We start from the raw sequence: 19170 nt of genomic DNA, 5'->3' as shown, positions 1-19170 counted from the left end.
CACCCCCGGCGCCCGCCCCGCCAGCAGATCCGCCACGATCCGCCCCGTCCCAGCGCTCTGCGTCAGGCCGAGATGGCCGTGGCCGAAGGCGTAGAGGATCTTCGGGCTCGCCCGCGACGGGCCGATCACCGGCAGGCTGTCGGGGAGTGAGGGGCGAAAGCCCATCCATGGCCGGCCGCCCTCGGTGCGCAAGCCCGGCAGGAAGGCGGCAGCCTTGCGCAGCATCGCGTCGGCGCGGGCGAAGTTCGGCGGGCGGTGGAGGCCGCCGAACTCGACGGCGCCGCCGACCCGCACGCCCGTGGCGAGCGGCGTCACCACGAAGCCGTGGCCGCCGAAGGTGAGCTGGCGGCGCAAGTCGAAGGCGCCGGGCGGCAAGGTGGTGTTGTAGCCGCGCTCGGTGTCGAGCGGCACCCGGTCGCCGAGGCGGCGCGCCAGCTCCCGCGACCAGGCCCCGGCGGCGAGCACGCAACCATCCGTCCGGAGCACCGTGCCGTCGGCGAGCGTGAGGCGCACGGCCCCGCCCTCGGGCGCGATGTCCCGCACCTCGCCCCGCACGAGCGTCGCGCCCCGCGCCATCACGTCGGCGTGGAGCGCCAGGGCGAAACGGTGGGGGTCGTCGACCGTCATCCAGTTCGGCGTGAAGGTGCCGGCGACGAAGCGCGGCGACAGGCCGGGTTGGAGCTCGGCGAGCCGGGCGCCGCGGACATGCTCGAAGGCGATGCCCTCCCGCGCCCGGGCGGCCCAGCCGGGCCCGGAGGCGGAGAGTTCCGCCTCGCTCTCGTAGAGTTCGAGGTTGCCGTCGCGGCGCAGGCGCCCGGCGAGGCCGGCCGCTTCCACCATCGCCGCCATCGCCGGCGCGGCGAGCCGCATCAGGCCGCACTGGACCTCCGTCGCGTGGCAGTGGCGGTCGGGCAGGCTCGCGCGCCAGAAGCGCAGGAGCCAGGGGGCGATCCGCGGCAGGTAGGCCGGCGGCAGCGCCAGCGGCCCGAGGGGGTCGAGCATCCAGCGCGGGGCCTTGCGCAGGATGCCCGGCGAGGCGAGCGGCAGCACGTCGGTGAAGGCGAGCGCCCCGGCATTGCCGAAGCTCGCGCCCTCCGCGACGCCGCCGCGCTCGATCAGCCGCACCCGCCAGCCCTCGGCGAGGCAGTGATGGGCGATGGCGAGGCCGACGATGCCGGCCCCGACGATGGCGACCTCGCGGGGCAAGGCGGCTCCGTTACGCGGCGAGCTTCAGGGAGGGGCGGCGCTCCAGCGCCGTGCGGATGACCGCCTCGACCGCCGCGCGGCGCTCACCCGAGAGGGGCTTCCTCGGCATGCGGACGTGCTCGGTCGAGCCGATCGCCAGCGCCTCGGCGAGCTTGATGTTCTGGACCAGGAAGGTCGAGACGTCGAGGTCGAGGAGCGGGCGGAACCAGCGGTAGATCTCGAGGGCTTCCGCGGTCCGGCCCTGCTTCATCAGCCGGTAGATCGCCACCGTCTCCTCCGGGAAGGCGACGACGAGGCCCGCGACCCAGCCGACCGCGCCGACGCTCAGCGCCTCGAAGGCGAGGTTGTCGACGCCGGTCAGCACCGCGAACCGGTCGCCGAAATGGTTGAGGATCTCGGTGGTGCGGCGGATGTCGTCGGAGGATTCCTTGATCGCGACGAAGCGGGAATCGGCGGCGAGCCGCTCCATGATCCGCGGCGTCACGTCGACCCGGTAGGCGATGCGGTTCGAATAGATCATCACCGGCAGGTCGCCGGCGGCGGCCACCGCGCTCAGGGTCGCGACGGTCTCGTCCTCGTCGGTGTGGTAGATCGGGCTCGGTACGACCATCAGGCCGGCGGCCCCCGCCTTGGCGGCCTTCGCGGCGAGGTCGCAGGCCTCGCGGGTGCCGGCCTCGGAGACCGTCAGCAGCACCGGGTGGGGACCGGCGACCGACAGGGCGGTCTTCAGCACGTCGAGGCGCTCGTCCTGCGACAGCATCGGACCCTCGCCGAGGGAGCCGCAGACGATGAGGCCGTCGCAGCCGGCCTGCATCTGGAGGGCGAAGCAGCGCTCCATCTCGGCGTGGTCGAGGGCGCCGTCGGCGGTGAACTTGGTGGTGACGGCGGGAATGACGCCTGTCCACATGGGTCTGTCTCCTTGGGGTTTTTCTTCGGTTGGAAGGATCAGGCCGCCTCGGCGACCGGGGGATGCTCCGCCTCGGGCAGCGGACGCGCCGTCCGGGCGGCGCGGCGGTGGCGCCAGTGCAGCCACTCGCCGACGACGCCGCGGCGGAAGAACGAGACGCAGAGGATGAAGATCAGGCCGATCACCACCGTGACGAGGTCGCCGATGGTGGCGAGGTAGTTCTGCAGGCCGACCACCAGGGCCGCGCCGACGAGGGGCCCGAACAGGGTGCCGACGCCGCCGAGCAGGGTCATCAGCACGACCTCGGTCGAGGTGTGCAGCGAGACGTCGTTGAGCGAGACGAGGCCGAAGACCAGGGCCTTGAGGGCGCCGGCGTAGCCGGCGAGCGCCGCCGAGAGCACGAAGGCGAGGAGCTGGAAGCGCGACGCGTCGTAGCCGAGCGAGACGGCGCGGGCCTCGTTGTCGCGCACCGCCTGGAGGATCTGGCCGAAGGGCGAGTGCACCACCCGGTCGATGAACAGGAAGCCGGCGGCGAAGAGCGCCAGCGCGACGTAGTACATCGCAGTGTCGGACGACAGGTCGACGAGGCCCAGGAGCGTGCCGCGCGGGATGCCCTGGAGCCCGTCCTCGCCGCCGGTCCAGCGGAACTGCACCGCCAGGAAGTAGACGATCTGCGACAGGGCGAGTGTGATCATCGCGAAGTAGATGCCGCGCCGGCGGATCGCCAGCCCCCCGATGGCGAAGCCGACGAGGGCGGAGGCCGCGACGCCGGCCAGGAAGGCCGCCGGCACCCCGAGCGGGTGGGCGCCGAGCCGGATCATCAGCGCGCCAGTGACGTAGCCGGCGGTGCCGAGGAAGGCGGCGTGGGCGAAGGAGACGAGGCCGGTGAAGCCGAGCAGGAGGTTGAACGCGCAGGCGAACAGCCCGTAGGCCATCACCTTCATGACGAAGATCGGGTAGATCAGCCCCGGCACCAGCGGCACCAGGACGAGGAGCGCGACGAGGGCGGCGAAGAGCGTTTTCGTGTTCATCTCACGCCTCGCGTCCGAACAGGCCGGCCGGGCGCAGCAGCAGCGCCAGGGCCATGATGACGAAGACCACGACGGTCGAGGCCTCCGGGTAGACCACCTTGGTCAGCCCCTCGATCAGCCCGAGGCCGAGGCCGGTGAGCATCGCGCCGAGGATCGAGCCGAGGCCGCCGATCACCACCACGGCGAAGACGATGTTGAGGAGGCTCCCGCCCATCAGGGGTGTGACCTGCATGATCGGCGCGGCCAGCACCCCGGCGATGCCCGCGAGCGCGACGCCGAAGCCGTAGGTCAGGGTGATCATCACCGGCACGTTGATGCCGAAGGCCTGGAGCAGGCGCGGATTCTCGGTGCCGGCCCGCAGATAGGCGCCGAGCTTGGTGCGCTCGAAGAGGTACCAGGTGGAAAGGCAGATCAGCAGCGAGGCGACGACCACGAAGACCCGGTATTTCGGTAGCAGCATGAAGCCGACATCGACCGGACCTTGCAGGATCTCCGGCGGCTCGTAGCCCTGGCCGGAGACGCCGAAGACGTAGCGGAAGCCCCCCTCCATCACGAGCGCGACCCCGAAGGTGAGGAGCAGGCCGTAGAGGTGATCGAGGTGGTAGAGCCGGCGCAGGAGCGTGCGCTCGATCGCCATGCCGAAGACCGCGACGAGGGCCGGGGCGAGCACCAGGGCGAGCCAGAAATTCACCTGGAGATCCGGCTGGCCGAGCCAGGGCCCGACCTGGGTCAGCCCGATCCAGGCCAGGAAGGCCGCCATCATGAACTGCGCCCCGTGGGTGAAGTTGATGATGTTGAGGAGCCCGAAGATGATCGCCAGCCCCATGCTCAGCATGGCGTAGAAGCAACCGCCGATGAGCCCGATGGTGAGCTGGGCCATGAAGGCCTGGAGGGTGATGTCCGACATGGGGGGACCGGGGAGAAAGCGAATCGGGATCCGAGGAGATCCCTCCCCCCTCTGCGGGGGAGGGTGCCCCGCGAAGCGGGGCGGGAGAGGGGACGCCGCTTCCGGAGTGGTCGCGACCGTGGGGACGGGCGCCCCCTGGATCAGCGTCGAGCTGCCCCTCTCCCGGCCTCTGCTGACGCAGGGACCACCCTCCCCCGCAGAGGGGGGAGGGTTATGCACGGCGGCGTCGCGTCACCCCTTGGCGTTCAGCGGGCAGGCGTCGCTCGGCTTCGGGTAGACCTCGTCGCCCTTGAGCACCGCCTTGACGTGATAGAAATCCCAGTCGCGCTTCGACTCGGCCGGCTTCTTCACCTGAAGCAGCAACAGGTCGTGCACCAGCGCCCCGTCGGCCCGAAGCTTGCCGTTGCGGATCACCGCGTCGTCGATGGTCATGGAGCGCAGCTGGCTCATCACCGCCCCGGCCTCGTCGGTCCCGGCGGCTTCGATCGCCTTCAGGTAGCTCAGGACGGCGGAGTAGATCGCGGCCTGCGAGGCGCTCGGCATGCGCTTCATCTTGGCGAAGTATTTTTCCGCGAAGGCGCGCGAGCGGTCGTCGTAATCCCAGTAGAACGCTTCCGTCAGGTACATGTCCTGGGCCTTGGCGAGGCCGAGGCTCTTCACGTCGGTGATGTAGGTGAGGAGCGGCGCGATCACCTGCTTGTCGCTGCGGCCGATGCCGTACTCGGCGGCCTGCTTGACGGCGTTGATGGTGTCGCTGCCGGCATTCGCCAGCGCGATCACCTGGGCGCCGGTCCCCTGCGCCTTCAGCATGTAGGACGAGAAGTCGCCGCCCGGGAACGGATGGCGCGAGACGCCCAGCACCTTGCCGCCCTCGGCCTCGACCACCGCGGCCGCGTCCTTCTCCAGCGAATGGCCGAAGGTGTAGTCGGCGGTGACGAAGTACCAGCTCTTCTTGCCGGCCTTGAGCAGGGCCTTGGCGGTGCCGGCGGCGAGCGCGTAGGTGTTGACCATCCATTGCGCGCTGAGCGGCGAGCACTTGTCGGTGATCGCCGCCATGGCGACGCCGGCCGAGAGCATCGTCACCCGGTTCTTCTGCTTGGCGATCTCCATGACGGCGAGCGCCGTCGAGGAGGTCGGGAAGTCGGCGATCATGTCGACCTTGCCCTGGTCGAACCACTCGCGGGCGAGGTTGGCGGCGATGTCGGGCTTGTTCTGGTGGTCGGCGGCGACGAGCTCGACCGGCGCGCCGAGCACCTTGGCGCCCATCTCGTCGATGGCGATCTGCGCCGCCACCGCCGAGCCGCGGCCGGTGAAGTCGGAATAGATCCCCGACAGGTCGTTGAGGATGCCGACCTTGACCACCCCTTCGCTGACCTTGTCGGCGGCGAGCGCCCCCGACATCACGCCCGCGAGCGCCAGACCGAGGGCGCACCCGATGACACGCGACCGCATGATTCCCGCCTCCTTGTTTGCCTGGACGATGCTTGCTTTTCGACGACAGGCGCCCGCCGAACCAGTCCGATAGAATTCGTCAAACAACAGATCTTCCACCCTCCGCGTCATTCCGGGGCCGCGCAGCGGAACCCGGAATCCAGAAACGCAGGTCGTTCAGAAAGAGGCGGAGAGAATTCCGCTTGATCCTGAACCGTCCGTGCTTCTGGATCCCGGGCTCTCGCCTCCGGCGAGACCCGGGATGACCCTGTGTGTTGGAGATGTGGTGGCCTGCTCTACGTCTTCTCGTCTCGTCACACCCCGAGCAACCGCCCGACCTCCTCCTCCCGCGCCGCGACCTCGTGCGCCGCGATCTCCGCGGCGATGCGGCCGTGCTCGACGACGTAGTGGCGGTCGGCGAGGTGGCGGGCGAAGTGGAAGTTCTGCTCGACCAGCACGATGGTGAAGCCGCGGCTCTTCAGGAGCGCCACGGCGCGGCCCAGGGCCTCGACGATGACCGGCGCCAGCCCCTCGGTGATCTCGTCGAGGAGCAGGATGCGGGCGCCCGTCGTCAGGATGCGCCCGAGCGCCAGCATCTGCTGCTCGCCGCCCGAGAGCCGGCCGCCATAGCTGTCGGCCCGCTCGGCGAGGTTGGGGAAGAGCGCCAGCACCTCGTCGAGCGGCAGGCCGCCCTCGCCGAGGCGCGGCAGCAGGGTCAGGTTCTCGCGGGTGGTCAGCGTGCGGTAGACGCCGCGCTCCTCCGGACAGTAGCCGAGGCCGAGGCGGGCGATGCGGTGGGGCGGCAGCCGGATCGCCTCCTGCCCCTGCACCCGCACCGAACCGGCGCGCCGGTCGGTTAGGCCGAGGATGGCGCGCAAGGTCGTGGTGCGCCCGGCGCCGTTGCGGCCGATCAGCGTCACGCACTCGCCCTCCCGCACCGTGAGGTCGATGCCGTGGAGCACGTGGCTCTCGCCGTACCAGGCCTGGAGGCCGCGGGTTTCGAGGACGGTCTCAGCCATGCCCGCCTCCGAGATAGGCGGCGCGCACCGCCGGGTCGGTCGAGACGGCGGCGTAAGGTCCCTCGGCCAGGATCTCGCCGCGCTGGAGCACCGTGATCGTGTCGCAGAGGTCGGCCACCACCGACATGTTGTGCTCCACCATCAGGATGGTGCGTCCCTTGGCGATGCGCCGGATCAGCCGCTTGATGCGGTCGACATCCTCGATCGCCATGCCCTGCGTCGGCTCGTCGAGGAGCAGGAAGGGCGGATCGAGGGCAAGCGTCGTGGCGATTTCGAGCGTGCGCTTGCGGCCGTAGGAGAGATCGGCGGCGCGCGCCTCGGCGGCTTCCGCCAGGCCGACCTCGGAGAGGAGCCGCGTCGCCTCCTCGTCGAGCACCCGGAGCGTGCGGCCGGAGCGCCAGAACTGGAACTGCGTGCCGAGCCGGCGCTGCAGCGCGACCCGGACGTTGTCGCGCACCGAGAGGTTCGGGAAGATCGCCGAGATCTGGAACGAGCGCACCAGCCCGCGCCGGGCGATGGCCGCCGAACTCTCGCGGGTGATGTCGGCGCCCTCGTAGAGGATCTGCCCCTCGGTCGGCACGTGGACCTTGGTGAGCAGGTTGAACACCGTGGTCTTGCCGGCGCCGTTCGGGCCGATCAGCGCGTGGATCGCGTGGCGGCGGATCTTGAGATCCAGCCCCCGCACCGCCCGGAAACCGCCGAACGCCTTGGTCAGCCCCCTGGTCTCGAGTGCGGTGTCGGGCACGGTGCGATCCCCTGCGCTGCCTCGATTCGTAGATTGTATAAAATATGCGACTGGGTCAAGCGACCTTACGGTAATCCGCTCGTCGGGATGCGACTGTCATACGGCTTCCGCTTGATCGGTTCGCATTCAGGATAGAGCGCGCCTCCCCTCTCCCGTGTGGGAGAGGGGCCGGGGGTGAGGGTGGCGCGCTTCAGTGTGAACCGCTGAACGTCGTGATGGTAGCTCGGCGCTAAGCGCCAACTCAGAACCGTAGCACCCTCACCCCTACCCCTCTCCCACTCGGGAGAGGGGATCCCGCGCTCTATCTGTTGGAAGTCATTTGATTTGACATCGTATTGCACGCCCTGCGTCGTCCCGGGTTCTCGCGAATGATCGCCCTGGAATCACGCATAGGATTCAAAAATCAAAATAGTTGATTGATGCTACCGATCAGTATTGCCCGCGGGCAACCATCACTCTGCCGCCGCCGACTTCCTATAGATCTCGACCAGCGAATGCCCGGCATGCTCGACATGGATCCGCAGGAGGTTCGCCGCCGCCACCACCTCCCCCGCCTCGCACAGGTCGAGGATCGTGGTGTGCTCCATGTCGGCGCGGGCGACATCGCCGGAGACGGAGAGCTGGAGCCGGGTCGGGCGGTCGCAATCCTGGAGCAGGCCGGCGACGATGGCCAGCGAGCGCGGCCGGCCGGCATGGCGCAGGAGGCCGAGATGGAAGCGCCGGTTCAGCTCGCCCCAGATCTCGACCGTGCCGACCTTCAAGGCCGCGCTGTACTCGTCGCGCAAGGCGCGCAACTCCGAAAAGTCGTCCGGCGTCAGGTGGCGGGCCGAGAGGATCAGCAATTGCGGCTCCAGGGAGACGCGGAGCTGAAACACGTCCTCGATCTCCTCGACCGAGAGGCCGGTCACCACCGCGCCGCGATGCGGCGCGATCTTCACCAGGCCGGAAGCTTCGAGTTGCAGCAAAGCCTCGCGGATCGGGATTCGGCTGATGCCGAATTCTTCCGCCAGCGCGTCCTGGCGCAGTTGGAAACCCGGCGCCAGGGCGCCCGAGAGGATGCGCTGGCGCAGGGCCTCCGCCACCGCCGCCGAGACGGTCCGGTGGCCGATCCCTCCGGCGACGGATCGGGCTCCCCGCGCGCGCGCCGTCACGGCCATGTTCTCGACTCCACTCGTTCGCGCTGATGAATATTGTATACGATTGCGGGCTGCAAGGCCGTCAGAAGGTCGGCGGCGTGCAGGCGCTCACCACCTCGCAGGGATTCGGCCCGACGCAGCGGAAGCGGTGCGGCCGGCGGCTGGAGAAGTAGTAGGCGTCGCCGGGCCCCAGCACCCGGCGCTCGTCGTCCACCGTCACCTCGAGCCTCCCTGAGAGCACGATGCCGCCCTCCTCGCCGTCATGGACCAGCGGCACCCGGCCGGTGTCGGAGCCCGGCTCGTAGCGCTCCTTGAGCAGTTGCAGGGCGCGCCCGAACAGGTTGTCGCCGACCTGGCGGTAGGAGATCCGGCCCTTGCCGATCTCGACCAGTTCCTCGCTGGCGTAGAACGCCTTCTCGGACCGCTCCGGCGTCAGCGAGAAGAACTCGGCGAGCCCGATCGGCACCGCGTCGAGGATGCGCTTGAGGGCGCCGACCGACGGGTTGGTCTGGCCCGATTCGATCAGCGAGATGGTGGAGTTGACCACCCCGGCGCGCTTGGCCAGCGCCCGCTGCGACAGGCCGTGCAGGAGGCGCACGTGGCGCAGGCGCGCGCCCACCTCGTCGTTGGTCACGCCGGCTTCCCTGTTGAGGCTGTTGCGGATCGGGCAACACCCTAGTCCGGCTGCACGCTCCGTCAACGGGTTACGGGGGATCAGAAAAGGACTTGTTGCGCTTGCCGGAACGGGCTTGTCTCTCGGCCATCGCGCCCCAGAGGACCCGACCATGAACGCCCATCCGCCGCGCCTGAACCGCCCGAGCCTCGACGCCTACTGGATGCCGTTCACGGCCAACCGCCAGTTCAAGGCGGCACCGCGCCTCCTCGTCGCCGCCGAGGGCATGCACTACACGGCCGATGACGGCCGCACGGTCCTCGACGGCACCGCCGGCCTGTGGTGCGTCAATGCCGGCCACGGCCGCCGGCGCATCGCCGAGGCCGTCGAGCGCCAGCTCTCCACCCTCGACTACGCGCCCTCGTTCCAGATGGGCCACCCGATCGCCTTCGAGTTCGCCGAGCGCCTCGCCGCCCTCGCGCCCGGCGGCGCCCTCGACCGGGTGTTCTTCACCGGCTCGGGCTCGGAATCGGTCGACACCGCCCTCAAGATCGCGCTCGCCTACCAGCGCGCCATCGGCCAGGGCACGCGGACCCGGGTGATCGGGCGTGAGCGCGGCTATCACGGCGTCGGCTTCGGCGGCATCTCGGTCGGTGGCCTCGTCAACAACCGCCGGATGTTCCCGCTCCTGCCGGGCGTCGACCACCTGCGCCACACCCACGACCTCGCCCGCAACGCCTTCGTGCAGGGCCAGCCTGAGCACGGCGCGGATCTCGCCGACGACCTCGAGCGGCTGGTGGCGCTCCACGGCGCCGAGACCATCGCGGCGGTGATCGTCGAGCCGGTGGCCGGCTCGACCGGCGTGCTGGTGCCGCCGAAGGGCTACCTCGAGCGCCTGCGCGAGATCGCGACCCGCCACGGCATCCTGCTGATCTTCGACGAGGTCATCACCGGCTTCGGCCGCCTCGGCGCGCCCTTCGCCACCGATTATTTCGGCGTCACGCCCGACCTGATCACGACCGCGAAGGGCCTCACCAACGGCACGATCCCGATGGGCGCGGTCTTCGCCACGCGGGCGGTGCACGACGCGCTGATGCACGGGCCGGAGGGCGCGATCGAGCTTTTCCACGGCTACACTTATTCGGGCCACCCGGTCGCCTGCGCGGCCGGCCTCGCCACCCTGGAGATCTACGAGGAGGAAGGCCTCCTCACCCGCACCACCCAGGTCCAGGCGCAGTGGCACGCGGCGATGCACGCGTTGCGCGATTGCCCGAACGTGATCGACATCCGCACCATCGGCCTCATCGCCGGCATCGAGCTGAAATCCCGCGACGGGGCGCCCGGGGCGCGGGCCTACGACGTCTTCACCGACTGCTTCGAGAAGGGCCTGCTCATCCGCGTCACCGGCGACATCATCGCCCTGTCGCCGCCGCTGATCGCGGAGCCCGAGCACATCGACACGATGGCCTCGATGCTGGGCGAGGCGCTGCGGCGGGCGGCGTAACCCCCCTCATACCCTCCACGTCATCCCGGGGCCGCGAGAGCGGAACCCGGGATCCATAAACGCTGACGGTACAGGACGAAGCGGGACGGCTTCTGCCTTTGTCGTTCACGTCAGCGGTTATGGATCCCGGGTTCTCGCCTGCGGCGAGCCCCGGGATGACGCGGAGATTTACGGTCGATGTTCGGCTCGCGAAGCAGCGTGAGTTCGACGCAGTTTACCATTGGACCTGACAAGAACCATGACCACCATCGGACACTTCGTCGGCGGCACCCAGACGGCCGGCCGCTCGGGCCGCACCGCGCCGGTCTTCAACCCGGCCACCGGCGAGCAATCGGGCACCGTCTCCCTCGCCAGCGCCGACGAGGTCGGGGCAGCCGTCGCCGCCGCCCGCGCCGCCTTCCCGGCCTGGGCCGCCACACCGCCCCTGCGCCGCGCCCGCATCCTCAACAAGTTCCTGCGCTTCCTCGAGGAGCGCATCGACGAGCTCGCCGCGGTGATCACCGCCGAGCACGGCAAGGTGCTGTCCGACGCCAAGGGCGAGATCCAGCGCGGCATGGAGGTGGTCGAGTTCGCCACCGGCGCGCCGCAGCTCCTCAAGGGCGAGATCACCGAGAATGTCGGCACCCGCGTCGACAGCAGCGCGATCCGCCAGCCGCTCGGGATCGTCGCCGGCATCACGCCGTTCAACTTCCCCGCCATGGTGCCGATGTGGATGTTCCCCGTCGCGCTGGCCTGCGGCAACTGCTTCATCCTCAAGCCCTCCGAGCGCGACCCCTCCGCCGCCCTGATGATGGCGGAGTGGCTGAAGGAAGCCGGCCTGCCCGACGGCGTGTTCTCGGTGGTACAAGGCGACAAGGAGGCGGTCGACGCCCTCCTGCACCACCCCGACATCGCCGCCGTGTCCTTCGTCGGCTCGACCCCGATCGCGAAATACATCTACGAGACCGCGGCGCGGACGGGGAAGCGCGCGCAGTGCCTCGGCGGGGCCAAGAACCACATGGTGGTGATGCCCGACGCCGACATGGACCAGGCGGTCGACGCGCTGATGGGCGCCGCCTACGGCTCGGCCGGCGAGCGCTGCATGGCGATCTCGGTGGCGGTGCCGATCGGCGAGGAGACCGCCGACCGGCTGATGGAGAAGCTGATCCCGAAGGTGCGCGCCCTCAAGGTCGGTCCCGGCACCGATCCGGAGGCCGAGATGGGCCCGCTCGTCACGGCGCAGCACCGCGACAAGGTGAAGGGCTACATCGACCGCGGCGTGGCCGAGGGCGCCGAGCTGGTGGTCGACGGGCGCGGCCTGACGCTCCAGGGCTACGAGAACGGCTACTTCGTCGGCGGCACGCTGTTCGACCGGGTGACGCCCGAGATGACGATCTACAAGGAGGAGATTTTTGGGCCGGTGCTGGCCGTGGCGCGCGCGCCCGACTACGCGACGGCGGCGCGGATGATCAACGAGCACGAGTTCGGCAACGGCACGGCGATCTTCACCCGGGACGGCGACGCGGCGCGGGAATTCGCCCACCAGATCCAGGTCGGGATGGTCGGCATCAACGTGCCGATCCCGGTGCCGATGGCGTTCCACTCCTTCGGCGGCTGGAAGGCCTCGCTGTTCGGCGATCACCACATGCACGGGCCGGAGGGCGTGCGGTTCTACACCCGGCTCAAGACGATCACGACCCGCTGGCCCACCGGCATCCGCGCCGGCGCCGAGTTCGTGATGCCGACCATGCGCTGAACGCCGCGCGGACGGGCGGGGCCGGCCCCGCCCGAGATCGACGACATCAGGGACCGCGCCCCGCGCGGTCCCTTTTTTCGTCCGCGACCCCCGGGGATGCGAGCCGCGCTCCTTACGGGAAACGGCCTGGCCGGGCTCTCGGCACGCGCGAATGAGCGATTTTCGTCGATCCGCCACCATGTCTTCGCGGCGTCTTGTTGCACTGCGATCGTGCGATTGCTTTCAAGAACAAACATCGGATGCCACCCCCGTCCGACGATCTTGTTTCTTTAATTTCTCGATATGCCGATCGAATTTCGGCGTTAACTTTTACGATTTTGTCGATCCCGCCATCTATAGTCTTGTATAAAAACATGAATCGCGATACATCCCCAGGGGAAAGCCGAACACGGCAGACATCGTCTCTGTCCGGTCCTTGTCCAGGACCTGGCCCCGCTCACCGTTCGTCCGATTCCGGGATCCGCGCCTCATGGTCTCCCTCAGCCCGGTTCTCGACGTCCTGGCTGTGAGCATCGCGCTGCTCTCCCTCGCGCCGCTCCGGGACGTCGCGCGCCTGGCGCGCGAGCCGGCGGCGAAGCGGGGCTGGCAGGCCCTGCTGGCGGCAGTGGCGTTCTGCATGCTGCTCGTCACCATCAAGGCCGTCCGGGAACTCCACCACCCCCTCGACACCGCGACCGCGCTGCAGCTCATCCTCCAGCTCGTCGGCGCCTCGATCATCACGACCTTCGCCCAGCTGGCGCGCCGGACGGCCCTCGACGTCGTCCGGCTCGCGCGGTTCGAGGCGCAGGCCCTCACCGACGGGCTGACCGGGCTCGGCAACCGCCGCCTGTTCACCGAGCGCCTGGAGGAGGAGACCGCCCGCGCCCGGGAGACCGGCGCGTCCCTGTCGCTGGTCGTGCTCGACATCGATCATTTCAAGCGGGTCAACGACACCTACGGGCACGCGATCGGGGACATGGTGCTCAAGCACATCGCCGACGCGGCGATGGCCGGGATGCGCAACGCCGACACGGTCTGCCGGATCGGCGGCGAGGAGATCGTGATCATCATGCCGCGGATCGACCCCGCCCAGGCGGCGGAGATGGCCGACGCCTTGCGCGCCACCGTGGGGGCGATGGCGGTGTCGGTCGGCGACGGCCGTTCGGTCACCGCCACAGTCAGCCTCGGCTTCGCCACGCGCCAGCTCGAGGAAGGCGGCGAGTCGCTCTTTCGCCGCGCCGATGCCGCGCTCTACGCCGCCAAGCGCGACGGCCGGGACCGGGTGATCCTCGCGGCCTGACGCTCGGCAGGCAACCTCTGGGCAGAAAAAAGGCCGCCCTTGCGAGGCGGCCCGAAGTCTAGGGAGGAAACGCCCAAGAAGGGCAGCACCGCCGCGACGCCATCGCCGCGGTGCGTGAAATCGATTTCACACATCACGGCTCACACAGCAAGCGCCGGAATGGAGGGGCGGCCATGCGTCAACCACATGACGCGGGGTCGCCCCTCCCGTCACGCCCGGCGGCGCCTCTGGCCCAGCGCCGCGAGCGTCGGCTCGGCGGCGAGCAGGGTGCGGGTGTAATCCTCGCGCGGGTGATCCAGCACCTCGCGCACGGAGCCTTCCTCGACCAGGCGGCCCGACTGCATCACCCCGACCCGGTCGGCGATCTCGTCGACGACGCCGATATTGTGGGTGATGAATAGCACCGTCAGGCCGTGGCGGTCGCGCAGGGACAGGATCAGGCGCAGGATCTGGGCCTGGATCGAGAGGTCGAGGGCCGAGACCGCCTCGTCGGCGACGACGAGCTTCGGGTTGGTGATCAGCGCCCGGGCGATGGCGATGCGCTGGCGCTGGCCGCCGGAGAATTCGTGCGGATAGCGCTCGGCGGCGCTCGCCGGCAGGCCGACATCCTCCAGCGCGCGGGCGACCAGGGCGGCGCGGTCGCGGCCTCGCGGCGCGTCGTCGAGGAGATGGAGCGGTTCGGCGACGATGCGCCCGACCGAGTGGCGCGGGTTGAGCGAGCCGTAGGGGTCCTGAAACACCATCTGGAAGTCGCGGCGCTTGCGCGCCAGCGCCTTCGGCGTGAGCGCGAACAGGTCGTCGCCGCCGAGCCGCACCGCGCCGCCGGTCGGCCGGTCGAGGGCCATGACGATGCGGGCGAGGGTGGACTTGCCGCAGCCCGATTCGCCCACCACCGCGAAGATGCTGCCGGCCTCGACGTCGAGGCTCACGCCGTCGACCGCCCGCAGATGCCGCGTGACGCCGCCCTTGCCCCGGAGCGCGTAGTCGCGGGTCAGGTTCTCGATCGAGAGGAGCGCGGTCATCGGGCCCCTCCCGCGGCGCGGCGCGGCTCGCCGCCGGACTTGTCCTCGCCCGACCCAGTCTCGCCGAGGCCTGCCCGGGCGCGGCGCGGCAGGGCGGCGATCAGGTCGCGCGTGTACTGGGCGGTCGGGTGGCGCAGCACCTGCTCGGTCGGCCCCTCCTCCACCGCGCGCCCGCGGCACATCACCAGGGTCCGGTCGGTGCTGCGGGCGATCACCCCGAGGTCGTGGCTGATCAGGATCAGGGACAGGCCGAGATCGGCCACCAGCTCGTCGAGGATGTCGAGGATCTCCTTCTGCACCGTCACGTCGAGGGCCGTGGTCGGCTCGTCGGCGATCAGGAGGTCGGGCTTGAGCGCGAGCGCGATGGCGATGCCGACGCGCTGGCGCTGGCCGCCGGACATCTCGTGCGGGTAGCTGTCGATGCGCCGGGCCGGATCGGGGATCCGCACCCGCTCGAGCAGGCGGAGCGCCTCCGCCCGGGCCTCCGCGCCGCCGACGTCGCGGTGCAGGCGGATGCCTTCCGCGATCTGCTGGCCCGCGGTCATGGCGGGGTTGAGCGCCGTCATCGGCTCTTGGAAGATCATGCCGATGCGCCGGCCGCGCAACGAGCACAGCTCGCGCTCGCGCATCTGCAGGATGTCGCGGCCCTCGAGCAGGATCTCGCCGGAGGTGCGGGCGCTCTTCGGCAGGAGCCCGATGGTGGCGAGCGACAGCATCGACTTGCCGGAGCCCGATTCGCCGACGATGCCGAGGCTCTCGCCGCGGCCGACCGCGACCGAGACGTCGTCGACGACGCGGACCGGGCCGCCGGGGCGTGGGAAGGCGATGGAGAGGTTGCGGATCGCGAGCATCAGGAGGCCTGCCGGCGGCGCGGGTCGAGGCGGGCGGCGAGCCCGTCGCCCAGGAGGTTGAGGCCGAGCACCGCGGCCGCGATGGCGAGGCCGGGGGCGAGGGCCAGGTGGGGGGCCTGGAGCAGGTAGGTCTGCGACTCCGCCAGCATCCGCCCCCAGGTCGGAGCCGGCGGCGGCAGGCCGAGGCCGAGGAAGCTCAGGCCCGCCTCGGTCAGGATCGCCATGGCGAGCTGGATCGTGACCTGGACGATGACCTGGCCGGCGATGTTGGGCAGGACGTGCTCCAGGGTGATGCGCGGAATGCCCTTGCCGGCCATGCGGGCGGCCATGATGTATTCCCGCGCCCAGATCTGCATCGCCGCGCCCCGGGTGACCCGGGCGAAGACCGGGATCATGAACACCCCGATCGCCACGATGGCGGTGAGCGCGCCGGGCCCGAGCAGCGCGCCGAGCATGATCGCCGACAGGATCGGCGGCAGGGCGAACAGCGCGTCGCAGATCCGCATCAGGATCGCGTCGCAGGTGTGGTTCGCGGCCGCCGCGACGCCGGCGAGCGTGCCGAGCACCGCCCCGACCGCGACCGCCGCGAAGGCGGTGGTGAGCGAGTTGAAGGCGCCGCGCATCAGCATCGAGGCGACGTCGCGCCCGAGATGGTCGGTGCCGAGCAGCCCCGAGACCAGCGGCCCCTTGAGCTTCTGGAGGATACGCATCCGGGCCGGATCCTCGGGGGTCCAGACCAGGGAGGTGAGCGCGATCCCGACCAGGAGCGCCGTCAGGATGCCGCCGACGAGGAGGGTGACGCTGCCGGGGCGCCAGCCGCCCCGGAGCTTCAAGGCGAGGGCGGTCATGCGCGCTTCCTCAGGCGGGGATCGACCACGGTGTAGAGCAGATCCACCCCGAGATTGACCACGATGACGATGGTGGCGAACACCATCACGACGTTCTGGATCACGATCAGGTCGCGCTGCGCCAGGGCCTGCCAGGCGAGCCGGCCCATGCCCGGCAGGGTGAACAAGTTCTCGACCAGCACCGCGCCACCGATCAGGAACGAGATCTGCAGGCCGAGCATGGTGATGACCGGCACCAGCGCGTTCGGCACCGCGTGGCGCCACAGGGCGCGGGAGACCGAGGCGCCCTTGGCCCGGGCGGTGCGCACGAAATCCTCGTTCATCACCTCGACCACCGAGGCCCGCGTCACCCGGGTCAGCACCGCCGATTGCGGGATGGCGAGCGCCAGGGCCGGCAGGAGCAGGGCGCGCAGGGCCGAGCCCGGCGCGTCCCAGCCCGGAAAGCCGCCGGCCGGCAGCCAGCCGAGGCCGAGCGCCACCACCATGATCAGCAGGAGCCCGATCCAGAAGTTCGGCACCGCGATGCCGGCCTGTGCGTAGAGGGTGGCGGCGCCGTCGGGCCGCGAGGCCGCGGTGACCCCGAGCGGCAGGGCGATGCCGACGGCGAGCAGCACCGCGAGCCCGGTGAGCGGCAGCGTCACCGCCAGCCGCTCCCGGATCAGCGCGCCCACCGGCACGCCGTAGGTGTAGGAGGTGCCGAGATCGCCGCTCGCGAGCCCGCCGAGCCAGCGCAGGTACCGGACGAGCGCCGGCGCATCGAGGCCCATCTGGGCGCGCAAGGCCGCCAGGGTCTCGGGCGTCGCCGAGGTGCCGAGCATCGCCGAGGCCGGATCGCCCGGCACGATCTCCATCATGCAGAAGACCAGTATCGAGATCAGCAGGAAGGTGACCGCGAAGCCGGCGGCGCGGCGGGCGAGGTGCCTCAACATGGGGTGGGCTCGGGCATTGGAAGTGCTCTTGGTGTGGCAGTCATCGGAGCGAGAGACGCTCCCTCGCTCGACGAGGCGCGTATCTCGCCTCTCCCCGCCCGCGCAGGGCTGTCCGGGGGGAAAAATGGCGCGGGCTTTTCCCTCCCCCCTCTGCGGGGGAGGGTGGCCCCCGCGTCAGCGGGGGTCGGGAGAGGGGACGCCGCTTCCGGAGAGGTCGCGCGCTTGATGAAGGGCGCTACATCCTTCACCGTCGCGTTCCCCTCTCCCGGCTCACTCCGTTCGCCACCCTCCCCCGCAGAGGGGGGGGAGGGAAAAAGCCTGCGTCTTTTCGTTTCCCCGGACAGCTCTGCCGCCCGCGGGGAGAGAACAAGCTCACATCCCTCGCGCGAACTCACTCGCGACGAGATGTTTTACTCCGTCCAGCGCACTTCCGTCAGGTCGTTCGACGGCACCGGCTCGTTTTTCCAGAAGCCCGTGAGCTTGGCCTTCCACACGCTGAGCTTCGGCAGCACGAACAGGAACAGGGCCGGCACGTCGTCGGCCAGGATCTGTTGCGCGTCGCCGTAGAGCTTCAGCCGGGTCGCCTCGTCGGTCGCCTGCGCCGCCTGCGTCACGACCTCGTTGAAGGCCGGGTTCTTGTAGCCGAAATAGTACGGGTCGTTGGAATAGATCGCGATGTCGAGCGGCTCGGCATGAGCGATGACCGTCATGTCGAAGCTGCGGTCGCGCATCACCTCCTGCACCCACTTCGCCGGGAACTCGGTCGGCACGATGGTCATCGTGACGCCGACCTCGGAGAACATCGCCTGCAGGATCTCGGCGGTGCGGGTGGCGTAGGCCATCTGCGGCGACTTGAAGGTGAAGGTCAGGCCCTTGGCGTAGCCGGCTTCCGCCAAGAGCGCCTTCGCCTTCTTCGGGTCGTAGGGGTAGACCCCCGTCAGGTCCTTGTAGCCCGGGTCGTTGGGCGTGTAGTGGCTGCCGATCGGCGCGCCGTAGCCGGAATAGGCGCCCTCGATCAGGAGCTTGCGGTCGACGGCCATCATCAGCGCCTGGCGCACGCGCTTGTCGGCGAAGGGTTTTCCGGCATTGTTCACGCCGGCCACGACCTTCATCTCGGTCAGGCCCGGCTCCGCCTTGAACGCCTTGTCTTTCTGGAACGCGCCGTAGAGCTCGGGCGCCGGCAGGAGCGGGAAGGCGTCGACGTCGCCGGCCCGCAGCGCCGCGGCAGCGGCCTGAGGATCGCCGATGAAGCGGAACGTGACCTTGTCGAGATGGACCTTGCGAGCGGCATCCCAATGGTCGGGGCTGCGCGTCAGCTCGACCCGGTCGCCCTTGCGCCAGGCGGCGAAACGGAACGGCCCGGTGCCGACCGGATTGCTTTTCAGGCCGTCGCGCGACTTCGGCTCGACCATCACGGCCGCCGGCAGGCCGAGCCAGAACAGCAGGTTGCCGGAGGGCTTGGAGAGCGTCAGGACCAGGGTGGCGGGGTCCAGCGCCTTGACGTCGGCGATGACCGCGTAGAGCGCCTTCTGCGGATTGACCGAGCCCGGCGCCCGGATCGCGTCGAGGGCGAATTTCGCCGTCTCGGCGTTGAACGCCTCGCCGTTGTGGAACTTCACGCCCTGCTGGAGCGCGAAGGTGTAGGTCAGGCCGTCTGGAGAGACAGTCCAGCTCTTCGCCAGTTGCGGCTGCACCTTGCCGTCGCGGTCGACCCGGGTCAGGCCCTCGAACACGTTCTGCCACACCACCTGGCCGATCACGGTCGGGGCGGCGCTGGTCGGGTCGAGGCCCGGCGGCTCGACCGGCATGCCGAGCACGAGGTCGGTGCGCGGGGCGGCCAGGGCGGCACCGGCGAGCCCCGGCAGGGCGAGCGCGGCGAGAAGGGCGCCCGTCAGCAGGCAACGACGGGGGAAGCGCGTGCGTGAGACCATGGAACCCCTCGATTGGCGTTGGAACCGGCCGCCTCTGCCGTGCGGCTTCTCGGTTCCGCTAGGAGATCAGTATTTT

General features: G+C 70.1%; 17 protein-coding genes. 3 read left to right on the top strand and 14 right to left on the bottom strand.

Going from position 1 to position 19170, the window contains the following annotated elements; translation table 11 throughout:
• The 9 genes from ABZT49_RS11395 to ABZT49_RS11355 form a co-directional block, all read right to left on the bottom strand.
• Positions 1 to 1206 (bottom strand): FAD-dependent oxidoreductase (locus ABZT49_RS11395; protein WP_355286182.1); only part of this gene is annotated, 1206 nt, incomplete at its 3' end.
• Between the two features lie 10 nt (positions 1207 to 1216).
• Positions 1217 to 2113 (bottom strand): dihydrodipicolinate synthase family protein, encoded by an 897-nt coding sequence (locus tag ABZT49_RS11390; protein WP_355286181.1) that lies wholly within the window; start codon positions 2111 to 2113, stop codon positions 1217 to 1219.
• Between the two features lie 38 nt (positions 2114 to 2151).
• Entirely contained in the window at positions 2152 to 3144 is a 993-nt protein-coding gene (locus ABZT49_RS11385) for a branched-chain amino acid ABC transporter permease (RefSeq protein ID WP_355286180.1), read from the bottom strand.
• 1 nt (position 3145) lies between these two features.
• The gene (locus tag ABZT49_RS11380) at positions 3146 to 4051 is read right to left on the bottom strand and encodes a branched-chain amino acid ABC transporter permease (RefSeq protein WP_355286179.1); all 906 of its coding nucleotides are present in this window, start codon (positions 4049 to 4051) and stop codon (positions 3146 to 3148) included.
• 231 nt (positions 4052 to 4282) lie between these two features.
• Positions 4283 to 5503 carry an ABC transporter substrate-binding protein gene (locus ABZT49_RS11375; protein WP_355286178.1) on the bottom strand — a complete coding sequence of 407 codons (1221 nt, stop codon included), beginning with the start codon at positions 5501 to 5503 and terminating at the stop codon, positions 4283 to 4285.
• A 293-nt stretch (positions 5504 to 5796) separates the two neighbouring features.
• Positions 5797 to 6501 carry an ABC transporter ATP-binding protein gene (locus ABZT49_RS11370; RefSeq protein WP_355286177.1) on the bottom strand — a complete coding sequence of 235 codons (705 nt, stop codon included), beginning with the start codon at positions 6499 to 6501 and terminating at the stop codon, positions 5797 to 5799.
• On the bottom strand, positions 6494 to 7246 hold the full coding sequence (locus ABZT49_RS11365) for an ABC transporter ATP-binding protein (protein WP_355286176.1): 753 nt from the start codon (positions 7244 to 7246) through the stop codon (positions 6494 to 6496). The genes ABZT49_RS11370 and ABZT49_RS11365 overlap by 8 nt, the downstream gene beginning before the upstream one ends.
• A gap of 452 nt (positions 7247 to 7698) precedes the next feature.
• On the bottom strand, positions 7699 to 8403 hold the full coding sequence (locus ABZT49_RS11360; protein ID WP_355286175.1) for a GntR family transcriptional regulator: 705 nt from the start codon (positions 8401 to 8403) through the stop codon (positions 7699 to 7701).
• 61 nt (positions 8404 to 8464) lie between these two features.
• Positions 8465 to 9016, bottom strand: coding sequence for a cupin domain-containing protein (locus tag ABZT49_RS11355; protein WP_093569332.1), 552 nt, complete (start codon positions 9014 to 9016; stop codon positions 8465 to 8467).
• A 151-nt stretch (positions 9017 to 9167) separates the two neighbouring features.
• Here ABZT49_RS11355 and ABZT49_RS11350 point away from each other — a divergent pair, with 151 nt between their 5' ends.
• The 3 genes from ABZT49_RS11350 (at position 9168) to ABZT49_RS11340 (ending at position 13513) form a co-directional block, all read left to right on the top strand.
• On the top strand, positions 9168 to 10499 hold the full coding sequence (locus ABZT49_RS11350) for an aspartate aminotransferase family protein (protein WP_355286174.1): 1332 nt from the start codon (positions 9168 to 9170) through the stop codon (positions 10497 to 10499).
• A gap of 238 nt (positions 10500 to 10737) precedes the next feature.
• Positions 10738 to 12234, top strand: a complete 1497-nt coding sequence (locus ABZT49_RS11345; protein ID WP_355286173.1) for a CoA-acylating methylmalonate-semialdehyde dehydrogenase — start codon at positions 10738 to 10740, stop codon at positions 12232 to 12234.
• Between the two features lie 469 nt (positions 12235 to 12703).
• Positions 12704 to 13513, top strand: coding sequence for a GGDEF domain-containing protein (locus tag ABZT49_RS11340; RefSeq protein ID WP_355286172.1), 810 nt, complete (start codon positions 12704 to 12706; stop codon positions 13511 to 13513).
• A 209-nt stretch (positions 13514 to 13722) separates the two neighbouring features.
• Here the strand turns inward: ABZT49_RS11340 and ABZT49_RS11335 are convergent, their stop codons facing one another.
• From ABZT49_RS11335 to ABZT49_RS11315, 5 genes are all read right to left on the bottom strand, one after another.
• On the bottom strand, positions 13723 to 14535 hold the full coding sequence (locus tag ABZT49_RS11335) for an ATP-binding cassette domain-containing protein (RefSeq protein ID WP_355286171.1): 813 nt from the start codon (positions 14533 to 14535) through the stop codon (positions 13723 to 13725).
• Entirely contained in the window at positions 14532 to 15386 is an 855-nt protein-coding gene (locus tag ABZT49_RS11330; RefSeq protein ID WP_355286170.1) for an ABC transporter ATP-binding protein, read from the bottom strand. The genes ABZT49_RS11335 and ABZT49_RS11330 overlap by 4 nt, the downstream gene beginning before the upstream one ends.
• A complete protein-coding gene (locus tag ABZT49_RS11325; protein ID WP_355286169.1) occupies positions 15386 to 16234 on the bottom strand; it encodes an ABC transporter permease in 849 nt (282 codons plus the stop codon). The genes ABZT49_RS11330 and ABZT49_RS11325 overlap by 1 nt, the downstream gene beginning before the upstream one ends.
• Positions 16231 to 17163: an ABC transporter permease gene (locus tag ABZT49_RS11320; protein ID WP_355286168.1), complete on the bottom strand. Its 933-nt coding sequence runs from the start codon at positions 17161 to 17163 to the stop codon at positions 16231 to 16233. The genes ABZT49_RS11325 and ABZT49_RS11320 overlap by 4 nt, the downstream gene beginning before the upstream one ends.
• A 410-nt stretch (positions 17164 to 17573) precedes the next feature.
• Positions 17574 to 19094 (bottom strand): ABC transporter substrate-binding protein, encoded by a 1521-nt coding sequence (locus ABZT49_RS11315; protein WP_355286167.1) that lies wholly within the window; start codon positions 19092 to 19094, stop codon positions 17574 to 17576.
• Between the last annotated feature and the right edge of the window lie 76 nt (positions 19095 to 19170).

The organism is Methylobacterium sp. EM32, assembly GCF_040593685.1.
Taxonomy (GTDB): Bacteria; Pseudomonadota; Alphaproteobacteria; order Rhizobiales; family Beijerinckiaceae; genus Methylobacterium.
Note: the sequence above shows the minus strand (reverse complement) of the source record. Positions and strands in the feature narration are given on the sequence as shown.

What these genes read in the sequence shown, in the direction of transcription:
- ABZT49_RS11345 (WP_355286173.1), top strand. Translation starts at nt 10,738, where the DNA reads ATGACCACCATCGGACACTTCGTCGGCGGCACCCAGACGGCCGGCCGC.
- ABZT49_RS11325 (WP_355286169.1), bottom strand. Translation starts at nt 16,234, where the DNA reads ATGACCGCCCTCGCCTTGAAGCTCCGGGGCGGCTGGCGCCCCGGCAGC.
- ABZT49_RS11380 (WP_355286179.1), bottom strand. Translation starts at nt 4,051, where the DNA reads ATGTCGGACATCACCCTCCAGGCCTTCATGGCCCAGCTCACCATCGGG.
- ABZT49_RS11360 (WP_355286175.1), bottom strand. Translation starts at nt 8,403, where the DNA reads ATGGCCGTGACGGCGCGCGCGCGGGGAGCCCGATCCGTCGCCGGAGGG.
- ABZT49_RS11320 (WP_355286168.1), bottom strand. Translation starts at nt 17,163, where the DNA reads ATGTTGAGGCACCTCGCCCGCCGCGCCGCCGGCTTCGCGGTCACCTTC.
- ABZT49_RS11350 (WP_355286174.1), top strand. Translation starts at nt 9,168, where the DNA reads ATGAACGCCCATCCGCCGCGCCTGAACCGCCCGAGCCTCGACGCCTAC.
- ABZT49_RS11335 (WP_355286171.1), bottom strand. Translation starts at nt 14,535, where the DNA reads ATGACCGCGCTCCTCTCGATCGAGAACCTGACCCGCGACTACGCGCTC.
- ABZT49_RS11375 (WP_355286178.1), bottom strand. Translation starts at nt 5,503, where the DNA reads ATGCGGTCGCGTGTCATCGGGTGCGCCCTCGGTCTGGCGCTCGCGGGC.
- ABZT49_RS11390 (WP_355286181.1), bottom strand. Translation starts at nt 2,113, where the DNA reads ATGTGGACAGGCGTCATTCCCGCCGTCACCACCAAGTTCACCGCCGAC.
- ABZT49_RS11385 (WP_355286180.1), bottom strand. Translation starts at nt 3,144, where the DNA reads ATGAACACGAAAACGCTCTTCGCCGCCCTCGTCGCGCTCCTCGTCCTG.
- ABZT49_RS11330 (WP_355286170.1), bottom strand. Translation starts at nt 15,386, where the DNA reads ATGCTCGCGATCCGCAACCTCTCCATCGCCTTCCCACGCCCCGGCGGC.
- ABZT49_RS11340 (WP_355286172.1), top strand. Translation starts at nt 12,704, where the DNA reads ATGGTCTCCCTCAGCCCGGTTCTCGACGTCCTGGCTGTGAGCATCGCG.
- ABZT49_RS11370 (WP_355286177.1), bottom strand. Translation starts at nt 6,501, where the DNA reads ATGGCTGAGACCGTCCTCGAAACCCGCGGCCTCCAGGCCTGGTACGGC.
- ABZT49_RS11315 (WP_355286167.1), bottom strand. Translation starts at nt 19,094, where the DNA reads ATGGTCTCACGCACGCGCTTCCCCCGTCGTTGCCTGCTGACGGGCGCC.